Genomic DNA, 16,279 nt, shown 5'->3' on the forward strand with positions numbered 1-16,279 from the left:
TCATTCTTGATGCACGAAAAGACTTAACTTGCATAATTATATAGATCTCAAATGGATTCTATATAAAAAGGGAAATTTCGGATTTTCAAGCCTCCTACTTAAGTAGGAGATACTGATAACTAAAATACCAGTAGGGATTTGGTCACCAAACCCCTACGATTAATTGTCACCCCTTAAACTAAGAAATTTTTAGCGTTTCTTTAACCAGCTAAACATAGCGCGTAAATCTTTACCAACTTCTTCAATAGGTTGTTCTGCTTCTTGGCGACGCATAGCAGTAAATACAGGTTTGCCTGTTTGGTTTTCCATGACAAATTCACGGGCAAACTGACCAGACTGAATTTCACTTAAGATTTTCCGCATCTCGGCTCGAGTTTCATCGGTAACAATGCGTGGTCCGCGAGTGTAGTCGCCAAACTCAGCAGTATTGGAGATACTGTCGCGCATATTTGCGAGACCACCTTCGACAACTAGATCGACTATAAGTTTAACTTCATGGAGACATTCAAAGTATGCTAGTTCTGGTTGATATCCAGCATCTACTAGGGTTTGAAATCCAGCTTTTATTAATGCACTGAGACCCCCACAGAGAACAGCTTGTTCGCCAAATAGGTCAGTTTCAGTTTCTTCCCGGAAGCTAGTTTCTAGGATACCAGCACGGGTACCACCAATACCTTTAGCATAAGCCATGGCGCGATCGCGGGCTTGACCAGAAGCATCTTGGAAAATGGCAAATAGACAAGGTACTCCTTCTCCTTGCTCATAGGTGCGTCTAACTAAATGTCCAGGACCTTTTGGTGCTACCATTACTACGTCCACATTTGATGGGGGCAGAATTTGACCAAAGTGAATATTGAAACCGTGGGCAAAAGCTAAGATTTTTCCTTCTTTGAGATGGGGTTCAATTTCGTTTTTATAGACGGTTTTCTGTACTTCGTCTGGCAATAGAATCATTATTAGGTCAGCTTTTTCGGCAGCTTCATTTACTGGGTAAACATCTAGACCTGCTTCTTTTGCTTTGGTAGCAGACTTACTGCCTGGATAGAGACCGACGATTACCTTTGAGCCACTATCTTTGAGATTAAGGGCGTGAGCATGACCTTGAGAACCATAGCCAATGATGGCGATTGTTTTGTCGTTTAAGATGTCCAGGTTAGCATCGGAGTCATAGTACATTCTGGCCATTATTCTTGTCTCCTGTCAGCAACTACTATTATTTATGCAAAACTTTTATTATATCAAATGAAGTCAGAAGGCTTTGATAATTTAGAATTTAAAATTTAAATAAAATGTAGAATTATTAAATTTTGTATTTCAATTATAAATATTAGATACTTTTAAGTCTTAGTTAACTTTTTGTGTAATTAGAATTTAAAATGTAGAATTATTAAATTTTGTATTTCAATTATAGATATAGAGAAGACCTCTTGCAAAAGTTTTAATTAAATCAATTTAATACATTAAATAAACTATTTTATTCCCCCTATTCCCTCCATACCTATTCCCTATTCCATGAATTATAAATTCTTAAATTTTGTCTTTCAATTCTAAATTCTGAATTATCAATTCTCAATTCAGTATCCATCAGGGCTAATAGTAGTACGATCATATTTTGCCATTGATAAATCAACTTGTCTAGCTCGAAAAAAATTACACCATCCTAATTTAGCATTATCTAACTTTGCTTTTTCTAGGTTAGCTCCTCTCAAATCTCCATACCTTAAATCTGTATCTATTAAATTTGCATTATATAAGTTTGCACCTTGTAAATTAACTCTACTCAAAATTGCACCTTGAAGATTAGCATTACGCAAATTAGCTCTCGATAGATTTCCCTGTTGGATATTACTATCAGATAAGTTAGCCTGATAAAGTTTAATATCTCCCATCTCTACTTCCTGTAAATTACATCCTTTGAGGTTAGCTTGATTCAAATTTGCATAGGGCAGATAAGCTTTTGTTAAATTACAACCTTCTAAATTAATTCCTTCTAAATCAGCTTCAAACAATTCAATATTACTTAAATCAATGCCAGAAAATTCTCTTTGACCTTCAGCATATCTCCATAGTAATTCCTCTGCACTCATCTTCTCCATCTTAGTATTTTTAGAACTACTGGTTAGCAGTTGATAATCATCATTTATTAAATAAATAATAAGCGTTTATACCTATTAGTCTTATCAAGATTTATACTAAGATGGCCTTATAAAAATTACCGAGATCCTAATCCTTTTTTAAGATTTGTAAAATTTTTATTCATAAATGTCAAAATCATAACTATGGAATCATTAGAATCATTGCCAAATAAACCCTGATAAAAATATGCCAGAAATTAGACAATCTATCGCTCAACATTACCATGAGCGGACAAAATACGACCCAGAAACGATTGGGAGTAAAAATCGCCAACTAGACTGGGAAAATCAACCAATACCATTCAAAGAGTATAAAGTTGGGACAACTATTGACCTGAAACCCTATCTGCAAGAAAAAATTAATCAAGAAAAAGATTCTACAGAAGGAGAAAACCTATCTAACTTACTTATATGTAGCTATGGCTTAACTGGTAAGATACCAACAATGATGGGAAGTCATTACTTAAGAGCAGCTCCTTCTGCTGGGGGGTTATATCCAGCAGAGGTTTATATAATTTCTCGTGGCACAACTCTATTGCCCCCAGGATTATACAATTATCAGGCCAAAACTCATTCATTACTTAGATTTTGGGACAATAGAATATGGCCAGAATTGCAGGATGCTTGTTTTTGGCATCCAGCTCTAGAAAATACAAAATTAGCGATCGCCATTACTGCCATCTTTTATCGTTCTGCTTGGCGTTACGAAGACCGCGCCTATAGAAGAATATTTTTAGATACAGGTCACTTACTAGGTAACATTGAACTAGCTTCCGCTTTCAGTAACTACCGACCTCATCTAATTGGGGGGTTTAATGATGAAGCAATAAATCAAATGCTTTATCTAGATACTCAAGAAGAACAGGCGATCGCCATTCTCGCCCTAGCAGACTTACTAGATATTGAACAAAATCTTCCTCAGTGGCAAGCTGCTTTACCTTCTGGTACTCAAACAGATTATCCTTTAATTGCAGATGGTGAACTACTAAAATATTTACATGAAGCTACTCAGATTAACTCAAATTCTCCAAAAGTACCTGCTTGGAAAACACAAGAAACTCCAGAATATTCAGAAGATAAATATAACTTTCCATTTTGTACAAAAGTTTCCACTGTCACTCCCTCCATTTCCTGGGGTAAAAACTTAGAAGGTCTCAGAAAGACAATTCTCAAACGACGTTCCACTCGGGTTTATACTGGAGAAGCTATTGCTTTGAAGGAACTATTGGCTGTATTAGATTTTACTTATCAACCCCACCATTACTTTAATCAAGAATTAGATCGTAATCCTGATTATTTTGACCTAAGTTTGATTGAGACTTTTATGGCAGTTTCTGGAGTAGATGGCTTAGAAGACGGTTGTTATTATTATGCCCCGATGGCTCAAGAGCTGCGACAAATTAGGTTTAAAAATTTCCGAGAAGAGTTACATTTTCTGTGTTTAGGGCAAGACTTAGGTAGAGATGCTGCTGTTGTCTTGTTTCATACTGCTGACCTGAAAAAAGCTGTAGGTAAATATGGCGATCGGGTTTACCGTTACCTCCATGCAGATGCAGGTCATCTAGGACAAAGACTGAATTTAGCAGCTATTTATCTTGGTTTAGGTGTTAGTGGTATCGGCGGTTTCTTTGACAATAATGTGAATGAAGTTCTAGGTATTCCTGTAGATGAGGCAGTTGTTTATATTACAACTTTAGGTCGCCCCCGATAGGAATAATATCAAATCTGGTAGCATTGATTTAATTAGATAAATAGTGTGGGAAATGTGGGGATATAAGCGAGCATATTTGGCAATAGCGCTCGTGAAGAGAACATTTTTTCATACTGAACCCGAGCGGATTTGATATAATAGCAGTTTTCATTAACTGATAACTGAAATGACTTTGTAGTTCATCTACCTCTACCTGAAAATCCCATAATTATGTAGAAGGTAGCATGATTAAGTACGTTTAATTATGCTACCTTTATTAGGGGGTATTCAAGGTGGAGGTGGAGCATTGACTTAATCAAAGAATAACGATATAATACGTTACAAACCATACTATTAGACAGACTGTGTTTGCTGCGCACATGAAACACACATACATGAAATCCATCAGAATCAAACTGAAACTTAATAACAAACAAAAAACTTTGATGGCTCAACACGCTGGCTATTCACGCTGGTGTTATAATTGGGGTTTAAGCTTGTGGAATGCAGCATATATTGATGGTTATAAACCCAATGCCCGTAAACTAAGAGAGGTTTTTACTAATCATACAAAACCACTAATACCCTGGATGAAAAAGTTGTCGTCTAGAGTTTATCAATACGCTTTCATCCACTTAGGTGAAGCATTTAAGAGGTTCTTTCAAGGGTTAGGTAAGTATCCAAGATTTAAGAAAAAAGGTAAGTCTGATTCTTTCACAATAGATAATTGCGGAAAACCAATAGAATTAAACGGATGGAGTCTCAAATTACCTTTTATTGGTCTTGTCAAAACTTATGAACCCATTGAAGTAACAACCAAAAAAATCACCATTAGTAGACAAGCAGGTGACTGGTATCTGAGCTGTAGCTATGAATTTCAGGCCACAACTACACCCAAAAAAACTGATGTAGTAGGTGTAGATTTAGGTGTGAAAACCTTAGCTACATTAAGTGATGGGAAAGTATTTAAAAGTGTAAAGTCATATCAGAAATGTGAAGCCAAGTTGTCTCGTTTGCAATACCTAAATCGTAATAAAGAGATAGGTTCTGCTAACTGGAGGGCGGCAAAACTGAAGATAGCTAGATTGCATAGAAAAGTAGCCAACATCCGTAAAGACGCACTTCATAAATTGACAACATATTTAGCCAAAAACCACGGCATTGTGTCAATTGAAGACTTAAACGTTAGTGGGATGTTAGCCAACCACAAATTAGCAAAGTCAATTGCAGACCAAGGATTTTATGAGTTTCGGAGACAGCTAGAATACAAGTGTCAATGGTACGGTTCGGAGCTAGTAGTAGTTGACAGGTTTTTTCCATCATCAAAGACTTGTTCTAACTGTGGTCATGTTCAGGATATGCCCTTAAATGTAAGGACTTATGATTGCCCAGAATGTGGCTTGTCAATAGATAGAGATTTAAACGCCAGTATAAATTTAAGAGATGCGGTCGGCTTGACCGTCAATGCCTGTGGACGGAGTGCTGCCGACAGTTCCGGTGGAAGCAGGAAGTAAACATTAAAATGTCGCTATATGACGTTTTATGTCGGTTTTATGAAGCAGGTGCAGATATTTCAACCATAATAAATTCTTGATAGAGTAAAACCACTTTTGCGATGATACTTAGAACTAAAATTTAGGAACAATTAATTATGAGTAAAATTTTGGTGGTGGATGACCAACTTTCTCATCAGGAAATGATTGTCAGCCTCTTAAAAAAAAGTGGGCTAAAGGTGATGTCTGCCAATAGCGGAGCAAAAGCATTAGAGCAGACAGAAATCCACAAACCTGACTTGATTATCTTGGACATTGTAATGCCAGATATTAATGGTTATGAAGTTTGCCGACGCCTTCGAGCAAACTCTGCGACAAAAGATTTACCAATTATTTTTTGTTCGATAAAGGGAGAAGAGTTTGACCGTTATTGGGGTATGAGACAAGGCGCAAATGCTTACGTCGCAAAACCGTTTCAACCAAAGGAACTTCTCAGCACAGTCAAACGACTTTTGCGATAATTTAGGAGTCAAGAGTTAGAGGAATATTTTCAATAAGCCACATTCCGCACGTCAAGTTGTCGCATTAAAAGTAGTATAAAAATTGATAGGTTTGTAAGTATTTATACTGTATAAATCATCTTCATTGACTGAAAAAATAAGGTCTCAAGCCTGCCCTTTTAAGGGGATGAAAAAAGAATATTCCGTATTTCAAGCCTCCTGGTTCAGCAAGAGGTACTGATAACTCTTAACTGTTAACTGAAATGACCTTGCTCAGGAATCAAATTCTCAGGAAAATTTTCAGCATAAATACTTGAACGAGCCAGATAATTGACTAGAATCATTCCCTACTGGCTACTGACTATTGGCTACTTGCTTTTTATACTTCATTTTGAAGTGCAGAATGTAAGCAATAATTATACCTCCTAAGCAATTGCTAATTTTGGATGTATAACTTCTGTGAAACGGTATTAGATTTAGTTTTGCACGATTTTTTTCCTTATGGCTGATATATAAATGTAGGCTAGTTCAACCTAGCATCTAAACTCAAATTTAATCAGGACATAATTATAAAAGGAAAAGCCATTTACTAACTTAGCCCAATTTAGGTTGAGCTAGGTAATAGGAAATTAATACTGTTTCTAGTAGTCAATAGTCAATAGTCAGTAGTCAGTAGAAGTAGTTATTATTATCATTTTTTGTCCTCAAATAATCTATATTAACAAAGCCTGTATCTGACTTCAACTATTTTAGTTGACGAAACTATTCGTAACATTCTTTTTTCACGCTTGGTATAAACTGTAATTAATTTTGCAGTCGGTTTCTATGGTAGTGGGAGTAGGAAAATCAGACAAATTTCTTCTGTTGGCTGTCATGCTATTAAGGTTTCAGGGATAAAAAACCATCTATATAACAGTTATCAAAAAAGAATATGGCCATGACAGAAGAACAATTACAAGAACTTATTACTAGGATATGTGAAAATCCTGACCTTCAGAGTGCAAAACGACGAAAAGATATCGAACGACTTTTGCGTGAATTACAACAATTATCTGGACTCATACAATCTTCTCATCTCCTGTATTTGGAAGCTTTAGACCAAACTTGGCTGTGGGTAAGTAATCATATTTGTAATTTTGAACGTCAACCGAATTTGTCAATTAAAGAAAGCTTAAAAAATTGGATTAATGGTTATTTAAAACGGCGAATTCAAGATTTATATATTAACCAAGCAAAACAACAACATGATGAATTGAGTTTAGATATTCCTATTCATGAGAACTCAGAAAATCCCTTAACATTTTTAGAGCAATTATCGGATAATAGTTTTAATGCTCCTACCCTCAGTGGAATTGACAGTTATATTGAGAAATGCCGAAATATTAACATTCAAGTGGCTTTAGATAATTTAGAACATTATGTAGAGGAAGACCCAGAACATATATTTCAAAATTGCCATCCTCGTAAAAATCCCAATTGTAACTGTAAATTTCTTTGCCAAAAATTAGTTTTCCAATACCCACCAGATACATTTGCTAATATTAGTAGAGAATTAGAAATTAACTACGATACTCTCAGGTCTTTCTGGAAAAGAAAATGCTTACCGCTCCTGCAACAAAAATTAGAGGAGCTAGGATACTCAAGAGATGAATAATTATGAAAAATAAACAAATGCCAAACTTAGAAATTCCTCTCGGTGTTGAAGCTCATCGGTTCGCCAGAAAATTCGCCACTGAACAAACTACAAAGGAAAAAAGTAAACAAGTTTATTTGAATACATTAGCTGTTTATGCAGTTCACAGATATCTGAAATGGTTAGGAATTGAGACTAACTTAAATAAAAGTGATTCTTGGCATTCAATTCTCAGAAATAAATGGAATGTTGCCGACCTAGTTATTCCAGACATTGGTCAATTAGAATGTCGTCCTTTTTTACCAGGAGAAACAACTATAACCTTACCTCCAGAAGTAACACAAAATAGAATTGGTTATCTTGCCATTCAATTCAGCGATCGCTTAGAAAAAGTGGAGCTTTTAGGATTTGCAAAAGCAGCCGTAGAAGTTCTGGAAATTCGTCATTTACTTTCCCTGGATAATTTAATTAATGCCATCTCAAACCCACCACCGAAAATAGTAAATTTAGCAGCTTGGTTTGAGGGAATTTTTGATGAGGTTTGGTTACCTATTGAAGAACTATTAACTACTAAAAATTTGGCATTTAAAAGCTTTGGAGAATCTAGTAGAGAGAACAAAATTGAACGAGCTAAAAAGATCGATCTAGGACTATTAATAGATGGTCAAAAAGTAGCTCTATTAATTAGTATTTCGACAGAAGAAAATCAAGAAAAAGGTGTTTTGGTTCAAGTTTATCCAATGGGAGAACAAACTATTTTACCTCCGGGTTTAAAACTAACAGTAATTTTGGCATCTGATGAAGCTGAAGCAATAGCCAGGGAAACCGATAATTTGATTCAGCTAGAATTTTCTGAACATCCTGGAAAAGAATTTACTGTTCAACTTTCTCTAGATAATGAATCTATAACAGAGAAATTCGTCGTTTAGTTTTTAAGTAAGCATTCAACTATCAGCTATTAGCACTCAGCAATAAAAATGAAAAACAAATTTTATTAGTCATATTGACTACTTTACTATTGATTATTGAATCTTTGAGATAAGTAGGTAGGTATAATTAAATGTAAAATGTCATTGCGACTGAAACGGAGTGGAAGGAAGCAATCTCAATTCAATACTTACAACTAAAGACAATGACAATCAAAAAACAAATTATTATCAACTTAGAAGCAGGTAATTTTGAATCAGGGTTTTCTACTAATATTAAGGTGCAAAAAATAGTAGAAAATTGCGCCAATGATTTAATCCAAATAGATTGTCAATTTCCTCAATCTTTACTTATACCTAATATTTATCAAACATGGCAAAGCAATTATGATACTATCAGAAATTTTCAAAGAGCTAGAAGAGGGTTCAAAAAAAAGCAAATTACTAATGTTAGTATTCCGACTATTTCTGATTGTAATCAAAATATTGATAGTTTACGAGAAAGTCTTAATGATTGGCTAAATCCTGTCAAAAGACAATTAGAGCAAGCTCTTCAAATTAATCCAGAAGATGAAATTAATGTTGTACTTCAGAGAGAAAATATTAATTCTAAATCTACGGAAAATCTCTTACAAAAACTCCCTTGGCATTGGTGGGATTTATTTACTCAGGAAAATTTTACTGATGTTGCTATATCCTTCAGTAATTCCCAACAAATTAACTCTATTTATTCTGAATTAGAACCAATATTACCTAGACCAAAAAGAGTAAAAATATTATGTATTCTTGGAGATAGTAAAAATATTGATGTTGAAGCCGATCGCAGAACACTCAGAAAAATACTAGGGGCATATTGTGTTTTTCTTAGACAACCTACACGGTCAGAATTTTTCAATTTCATGGAGAAAGAACGTTGGGATATTTTATTTTTTTCTGGGCATAGTAAAACAGATCGAGATAGTCACACTGGATTACTGTATCTTAACCCACAGGAAAAACTAGATATTCAAGAAATCAGAGAAACTCTTCAAACAGCGATGTATAAATATCAAGGAATGAAATTAGCCATTTTTAATTCCTGTGATGGTTTAGGATTAGCACGTCAATTAGCAGATTTAGACATTGCTCAAATTATTGTTTGGCGAGAACCTGTTCCTGATGAAATAGCACAAGAGTTTCTCAAATGTTTTCTAGAATTTTTCACCGGACAAAGAAATATTAATCCTGAAGATTTATCTTTATATCGTTCTGTACAAAAAGCTAGACTCGAAGTACAAAAATACATAGAAAATCCAGAGAATAAACAACGATTACCAAAAGTTAGTTGGTTGCCAGTAATTCATCAAAATTTAGCCAAAAAAAGTATTTATTGGCAACAGTTACGAGGAATTTTAGTAGATATTAACCCTCAAAAAAATACTCCTCGGGAAAGTTTACTTAATAGAGTAGAAAATTCCTGGATAAAAGGTGTTCTAGAAAAATCTTTACATATCGAAGAAACCATTGAATTAGGTCTGAGCGAATATCCCAATGCAGTAGAATATCCCTCAACAAGACAACCAGAAAATTCCTATCAGGAAAATCAAAACCTGCCAGAAGGAAGTAGAGCAATAGATATATTTGGCGAACTAGAAAATAAGAGAACAATGTTAATTCTTGGTCAACCAGGTTCTGGTAAAACTATCGCCTTGCTCGAAATTGCTCGTGAATTAATTACTGACTCCAGACAAGATTCAAACTTAGCAATTCCTGTCATTCTTAATCTTTCTAGTTGGGGTGGAAAAAAGGAAGCAAAACCTTTAACTAATTGGCTAGTTGAAGAACTAAATAGGATTTATCAGTTTACCCAAAAACAATGTCATGCTTGGGTTGAAAATCAGGAATTATTATTGCTTTTAGATGGTTTAGATGAAGTTAGAGAAAATCAAAGAGAAGCTTGTGTCAAAGCAATTAATCAATTTTTGCGAGAATATGAAAAAACCGAAATAGTTGTTTGTTGTCGAATCGAAGATTACAATAAAATTTCCGAAAAATTGCAGTTTCAAACTGCCGTTTTTTATCAGTCACTTACAGAACCACAAATTAATCGTTATTTTGATGATGCAGGTGACAAATTATTAGCAGTTAAAGAATTGAAAAAATATGACCAAGCCATACAAGAGTTGGTAAAAATCCCTCTGACTTTAAATTTAATTGCTGTAGCTTATAAAAATAAAACTATAGACGAGTTATTAGAGATAAATTCCTTGGCAGAACGTCAATACCATTTAATCAATACTTATATTAAACGCCGATTTGAAGAGGAAAACTTATCTCATTATGGATCTATTGTATTGGAAGAGAAGCAACTCAAATATTCAGAAAAACAGTCAGTGTATTGGTTGAGTTGGTTAGCTAATAAAATTACACAAAAATCTCGAACAGAATTATTAATTGAACAGATACAACCTGATTGGTTGCCAGTAGGTATTCAACAATTAATGTATCGTATTTGCTTAAGATTAATTTTGGGACTGATAACTGGATTAGTTACTGTTTTACATTTGGGTACGCAAGTTACAAATGATTTAGGACTACAAATATTTTTAACTATTCCTATAACTATAGCAGCTTTAATATCATGTCTGATTTCCCTGGTACTATCTAGTTTTCTACCTAAAATTGTACCCCGGTTGATTCCTTTATTTATCTCTGGGGTGATGTTTGTAATTATTACAGTAGCAATGATATATCCAATTTTAGTAGATAATATAGAAGATGAACGAATTAGGTATCTATTGTCTCCTTTAATGGCTGAAGGAGTTGTTCTTACCATCTTTTTAAACTCTATAGACAGAGAAATAGGAATTGTTGATACCATCGTTCCATCTACGGAAAGAGCTAGAAAATATGCGAAACTTGGATTCATAGGTTGCTCAATTTATGTACTTATACGTCTGTTTTTTACAAGTAGATATACTAATTACAAAGATTTAGACGGTTTGTTTGGGGTGATTTCTGATATCTTGATTGAGTTCATATTATTCACAACAGTTCCTGCAATTATTGGTTTCTTAGATAAAGGGGAAAACCTAGAACAAACCGTAATTCCTAACCAGGGTATTTGGAGGTCTGCTAGAAATGCTAGTATTTTCTTTGCTATCCTTTTTCCAGTAGGAATACTTTTTAGCTTAAATTATGCTGAAGCAGGACACGAAATCATCAGTATTGGATTAGCACATGGGTTACTAGCTTTCATGGCAGGTGGACGAGGACCTGTTTTTGCCGGATTAGTTTTAATTCAACACTTCACTTTACGTCTTATTCTCTGGTGGCAAGGTTATGCTCCTTGGAATTATGCTCGCTTCCTTGACTACGCCACAGAACGCATTTTTTTAAGAAAAGTTGGTGGTGGTTATATTTTCATTCATCAAATATTGCAAGAACATTTTGCCAAAATTTATTCTGAGAAAAAGAGTTAAGCTTTGTAGGTTGGGTTGAGGTACGAAACCCAACAAAAATACCTGTAGATTTGTTAGAGTTGTCGATCGCTCAACATTAGTATCAACCTAACAAAAATGTCCGTTGGATTGCGCTAGCGCTTAACCCAACCTACTCTATTACAACTATAAGATAACATTAAAGAATTTTTTTATTTATTTTATAACTGCCTAAACACTACCCGATAAAAATTTCACAATTACTTTTAATTTATGTGAAAAATTATTAAGTAAGAAATTAAATACATCAAAATTTGCACGATTTTTTTCTATAAGGCTGATGTATAGATATAGGTTAGTTCAAATCTAATTTTGCACGATTTTTTTCTCTAGGACTGATATATAAATGTAGGCTGGTTCAACCCAATGTCCAAACTTATTATCAACTGATTTATCCATAGGAGGTCAACATTGTATTTGAGCTAGTTATTTTACAACCGTGGGACTACTTAAATTAGATTCTTGTTTTCTAGTTTGTCTATTTGTATGGAAATAACAAGCAGCACAAATAAAAAAAAAGATCAAGGAAAACTGGGAATTATATTTTCTAGCCTCACTATTTTATGAGAGCGATCGCTCAATATATCTTTCCCACCACAATTTAGATCGAATCTGGTTTAACCAGAATCATGTATTCCCATTACTAAACACTCGTAGAGGCAAACGGTAGTTTGCCTGTACATAGAGATTTTTGTTCTTTAATAGCGAAATAGCGATCGCTCTTTGAGAATATTAGGACTTACCCATGAGAGAGGCAAAATCTAGGTTTGAGATTGCTTCCCTATCCGCAATGACGGAAATACCTTGTATTGCCTAAGTCCTGAATATCGCAAACACAAAGGTAACTTTTATTTTCAATCAGGAGTGTTATATGTCTACCCAATTCAAGTCAGTCTTTCCCTTTGTGAATAAAATATTTGCTACAACCATCACTTTAGCAACTACAGCTCTCTTCACCACAGGAGATGCTGCTGCAATATCTATTACCTCCACAGTTAACAGTAACCGGAATATAGTTCCAGTTGTTGGCACTTCTCTACAAGATGGAGATTTTCTACTTACCTTACTTATTTCTGTCATTACGAGCGACAGCGAAGTAATCTCAAATCTTAGTTTTTCGTACCTCATGCGTAAGTTCTGTAGTTATCAGGTACACCTAGAAGCCTAGGTTTGGTAGAACGACAGTGTTAGCACAGCTTATCCGCAGGCTCAACCTAATAAAACCTTATGTTGGGTTTCGGAGTACCTTAATCCAACCTACTTTTACTCAGTTTAATACCTTGCTACTAAAATTTCTCAAGCATTTTTCGTAACAACTATGCTTTTGAGAAATGGATAAAGCAGCAAGTTACTTTAATCGCTAATTCGTAATTCAAAAATCTACAACATTACATCAATTAAAGGACGAAAATTATGTCTATAAATACAACAACACTTGACATCTTTGAAACTTTAACTAATGGTAAACAGATTGCTCAATCCTTACTCACAGACTTAGCTCAAAATCAGGAAAAATTCAAATCTATTGTAGAAATAGCTTTTGGCTCTGATATTAATAGTCAAAAACTAGATAATCTTCGGCAAAAATGGTTAGCTCAGGATTTTTCCAATCTTCCTGAAGTAGAAATTCGTTCTGCTAGTGAAATAGATGGTGCAAATGGAGCTTTTTCTGGAGATACAAATCGAATTTATATTGCTGAGGAATTTATCGTTGCAAATGAGATGAATTTAGAGGCGATCGCTGATGTTTTCCTAGAAGAAATAGGACATTTTGTTGATAGTCAAATTAATATTTCAGATTCGCCTGGAGATGAAGGAAAAATCTTTGCCTCCGCTGTTAAAGGTGAGACTCTAGGGACAGAAAAATTATCACTTTTGCAGACAGAGAATGATCGTGCAACTGTCAACATAGAAAACCAATTCGTTCATATAGAAAAATCCGATCCAGGAGTGATTTTAGATGAAAATGGACGAGGGACAAAGTTTAAATTAGACAATATACCTATTTTTACCACCGATCCTGAAAAAGATTTAGATAAAGATGGTTTGAATGATGAATGGGAAAATATTGCTGTTCAGTCATTAAAACCTACTTTAAGTTTTCATGAAAATGAAGATTTATTTAGCAACGAAGACCATAAGGTAGCTTTATTTACACGAGTTACTCCGGTTCAAGCTAAAGATGGAAATACCTATGTACTCTTTATGAATACATCTGCCTTTACTAAAGATTATGGTACTCCAAAAGCTGGTATAGGAGGTCATAATGGAGACGTTTCTAACTTTCAAACAGCTTGGAAAGTTATGGATGATGATTCTATTGAACTAGATCGGTTGTGGACTAGCGGTCATGTTGATCGGCTCAAGGATATCCACCATGAAACTTTTGAGATTAAGGTAGGAAATTCCAATATGGAATTTGCTGAAGATGGCTCACTTAAAATATACATTGAAGAAGATAAGCATTCAAATTGGCCTTCTATAGAACTCCGAGACTTAGCAAATGGCACTTATCCTGTTGGTTCTGGAACACTGCTACGTCCAGATACCTTCAATGTAGGAGAACCAAACTATCATCCAAGTTCAGATTTTACAAATAAAATTCATTTTCTGTTCGACGAAGAACGTGTTTGGTTTGACGATCCAAATGGGTTGTTTTGTGGAGGACTTAAATGTGATAAGGCTAAGAAGGGCAAAAGACTAGGAGGAATAATAGGAAGCATATTAGGAGGTATATCAGGAGGTATATCAGAAATTATAGTGGAAAATATAATAGGAACAAGTATATCAGGAGGTCTAATAGGAACTGTATCAGGAGGTATAACAGGGATTGTAAAAGGAATTGAAATAGGAAGAAAAATTGATGGAGCTTCTTCAAAGTATATTGGCAGTGTTTTTACAGACGAGAAAATTGACGAATTGTTTCCCAATAATACAAGGAAAGGCTCTGAATTTTATCTTCATCTTGAAAACCCGATATCAGCAGAGGTTAACCTAACAATTGATCGTGTAATTTCACTTGATTGGGATTGGTATAATACAAAAGGACCTGGAGATGGTATGGGAGATGGAACTGCTGAATTCTATGCCAAGATTAGTATTGGTAGCGGTAATGATAGTTTTAGTAAAACTACAGGGGTGGTAAATGAAAAAAGTAATCCTCAAGGAATTATTATAGGTAGTTTTCCACAAGACTGGTCTTTTAACCACCAAGTTAAGGATACATACGATCCTCTTGTTCCTATTACGATTGATATTATTGATCAGGATGGGCCTAGAAAAAATAGAAATGACGATCATGCTGACATAAATCCATCTGACACTATAGAGGAACTGGTACTTGACTATAATCTGTTTACAGGAGAAGTCAATAATCGTGCCACGCAAGAACCTCTAGAAAAACTCAACTCTGGTCAGTTTTACTCAGAAGGAGAAGATGGAACTGACAAATCAGGTATTTGGTTCACAATTGAACACTCACTTGCTGGTATTACACCGGAGAGCAAACTAGCTCTAAACATCGGTCTAGAAGGTATTTCAGGCGGCAATCCTGATGAAGATATTTTGATTAAACATATCAGTGGCCAAGCTGGCAATGAAGTTATTGAAATAGACCCTGACAACTTTAAGCAAACTTACGGCCCTGGCACAGGAAAAGGAGAATTTACTGTTATTCAAGGATTTGCCGGAGATGGTAACGATGAAATCATCCTAGATGGTGTATTAACCCCCGTTTATATGGGTGGTGGAAATGGCAACGACCGCATAGAAATAATTAATACTCCTGGAGGTACTGCCCCACGTTCCACCATCTTCGGTGATGATGGAAACGACACTCTTCAAACTGGAGCTGGCAACGATGGTGTTTATGGCGGTGAGGGAGACGATCGCCTAGTAAGTAATGATGGTGATGACCATGTTACGGGAGGAGGAAACAACGACTTCATTGATGGTGGAAATGGAGATGACATTCTTAGTGGTGATAGTGGAAATCCTGGTGCGGATACAATCTATGGTGGTTCAGGAGAAGATGTCATCGGTGGTGGAGGAGACACTGATACTATTGACGGTGGAGAGGGTGATGATGTTATTCTCGGTGATTCCTCATTTGATTCGGTAGACGAAATCACATTAGCCACTCCCGATACTGGAGCTGGAGATAGTATTCTCGGTGGACTGGGCGACGATATGGTATTAGGTGAATGGGGAGACGACGAAATTCATGGTAATGAAGGGGTAGATTCACTTTTTGCGGGTCCAGGAAATGATATAGTCTATGGTGGTAGCGATAATGACATCATTGAAGGAAATGATGATGCCGACTTCCTGACGGGAGAGCAAGGTGAGGATGTTATTGATGGTGGCAACGACATTGATACAGTCAGCTACGATAACTCCCCCAACGCCGTAGTTGTTAATATCG

The 16,279-nt window shown here is 35.3% G+C and carries 9 protein-coding genes and 1 pseudogene; 8 read left to right on the forward strand and 2 right to left on the reverse strand.

Annotation, left to right across the window (positions count from 1 at the left end):
• Nucleotides 1–189: 189 nt before the first annotated feature.
• Both ilvC and ACP6PL_RS15430 read right to left on the reverse strand, forming a co-directional pair.
• On the reverse strand, nucleotides 190–1,185 hold the full coding sequence (gene ilvC, locus ACP6PL_RS15425; protein WP_426546150.1) for a ketol-acid reductoisomerase: 996 nt from the start codon (nucleotides 1,183–1,185) through the stop codon (nucleotides 190–192).
• 389 nt (nucleotides 1,186–1,574) lie between these two features.
• Nucleotides 1,575–2,096, reverse strand: a complete 522-nt coding sequence (locus tag ACP6PL_RS15430; RefSeq protein WP_426546151.1) for a pentapeptide repeat-containing protein — start codon at nucleotides 2,094–2,096, stop codon at nucleotides 1,575–1,577.
• Between the two features lie 226 nt (nucleotides 2,097–2,322).
• Here ACP6PL_RS15430 and ACP6PL_RS15435 point away from each other — a divergent pair, with 226 nt between their 5' ends.
• The 8 genes and pseudogenes from ACP6PL_RS15435 to ACP6PL_RS15470 form a co-directional block, all read left to right on the forward strand.
• Nucleotides 2,323–3,846, forward strand: a complete 1,524-nt coding sequence (locus tag ACP6PL_RS15435; protein WP_426546152.1) for a SagB/ThcOx family dehydrogenase — start codon at nucleotides 2,323–2,325, stop codon at nucleotides 3,844–3,846.
• A 374-nt stretch (nucleotides 3,847–4,220) separates the two neighbouring features.
• Entirely contained in the window at nucleotides 4,221–5,339 is a 1,119-nt protein-coding gene (locus tag ACP6PL_RS15440; protein WP_426546153.1) for an RNA-guided endonuclease InsQ/TnpB family protein, read from the forward strand.
• 137 nt (nucleotides 5,340–5,476) lie between these two features.
• Nucleotides 5,477–5,839: a response regulator gene (locus ACP6PL_RS15445; protein WP_426546154.1), complete on the forward strand. Its 363-nt coding sequence runs from the start codon at nucleotides 5,477–5,479 to the stop codon at nucleotides 5,837–5,839.
• 910 nt (nucleotides 5,840–6,749) lie between these two features.
• Nucleotides 6,750–7,472: a hypothetical protein gene (locus ACP6PL_RS15450; RefSeq protein ID WP_426546155.1), complete on the forward strand. Its 723-nt coding sequence runs from the start codon at nucleotides 6,750–6,752 to the stop codon at nucleotides 7,470–7,472.
• Between the two features lie 2 nt (nucleotides 7,473–7,474).
• Nucleotides 7,475–8,380, forward strand: a complete 906-nt coding sequence (locus ACP6PL_RS15455) for a DUF1822 family protein (RefSeq protein ID WP_426546156.1) — start codon at nucleotides 7,475–7,477, stop codon at nucleotides 8,378–8,380.
• A gap of 203 nt (nucleotides 8,381–8,583) precedes the next feature.
• The gene (locus tag ACP6PL_RS15460) at nucleotides 8,584–11,838 is read left to right on the forward strand and encodes an NACHT domain-containing protein (RefSeq protein ID WP_426546157.1); all 3,255 of its coding nucleotides are present in this window, start codon (nucleotides 8,584–8,586) and stop codon (nucleotides 11,836–11,838) included.
• An 889-nt stretch (nucleotides 11,839–12,727) separates the two neighbouring features.
• Nucleotides 12,728–13,024 (forward strand): hypothetical protein, encoded by a 297-nt coding sequence (locus ACP6PL_RS15465; protein ID WP_426546158.1) that lies wholly within the window; start codon nucleotides 12,728–12,730, stop codon nucleotides 13,022–13,024.
• Between the two features lie 245 nt (nucleotides 13,025–13,269).
• Nucleotides 13,270–16,279 (forward strand): annotated as a pseudogene (locus tag ACP6PL_RS15470) (hypothetical protein); the annotation flags it as partial.

The sequence above is a fragment of the Dapis purpurea BLCC-M126 genome (assembly GCF_050015975.1).
GTDB lineage: Bacteria > Cyanobacteriota > Cyanobacteriia > Cyanobacteriales > Microcoleaceae > Trichodesmium.

What these genes read in the sequence shown, in the direction of transcription:
- ilvC (WP_426546150.1), bottom strand. Translation starts at nt 1,185, where the DNA reads ATGGCCAGAATGTACTATGACTCCGATGCTAACCTGGACATCTTAAAC.
- ACP6PL_RS15430 (WP_426546151.1), bottom strand. Translation starts at nt 2,096, where the DNA reads ATGGAGAAGATGAGTGCAGAGGAATTACTATGGAGATATGCTGAAGGT.
- ACP6PL_RS15435 (WP_426546152.1), top strand. Translation starts at nt 2,323, where the DNA reads ATGCCAGAAATTAGACAATCTATCGCTCAACATTACCATGAGCGGACA.
- ACP6PL_RS15440 (WP_426546153.1), top strand. Translation starts at nt 4,221, where the DNA reads ATGAAATCCATCAGAATCAAACTGAAACTTAATAACAAACAAAAAACT.
- ACP6PL_RS15445 (WP_426546154.1), top strand. Translation starts at nt 5,477, where the DNA reads ATGAGTAAAATTTTGGTGGTGGATGACCAACTTTCTCATCAGGAAATG.
- ACP6PL_RS15450 (WP_426546155.1), top strand. Translation starts at nt 6,750, where the DNA reads ATGGCCATGACAGAAGAACAATTACAAGAACTTATTACTAGGATATGT.
- ACP6PL_RS15455 (WP_426546156.1), top strand. Translation starts at nt 7,475, where the DNA reads ATGAAAAATAAACAAATGCCAAACTTAGAAATTCCTCTCGGTGTTGAA.
- ACP6PL_RS15460 (WP_426546157.1), top strand. Translation starts at nt 8,584, where the DNA reads ATGACAATCAAAAAACAAATTATTATCAACTTAGAAGCAGGTAATTTT.
- ACP6PL_RS15465 (WP_426546158.1), top strand. Translation starts at nt 12,728, where the DNA reads ATGTCTACCCAATTCAAGTCAGTCTTTCCCTTTGTGAATAAAATATTT.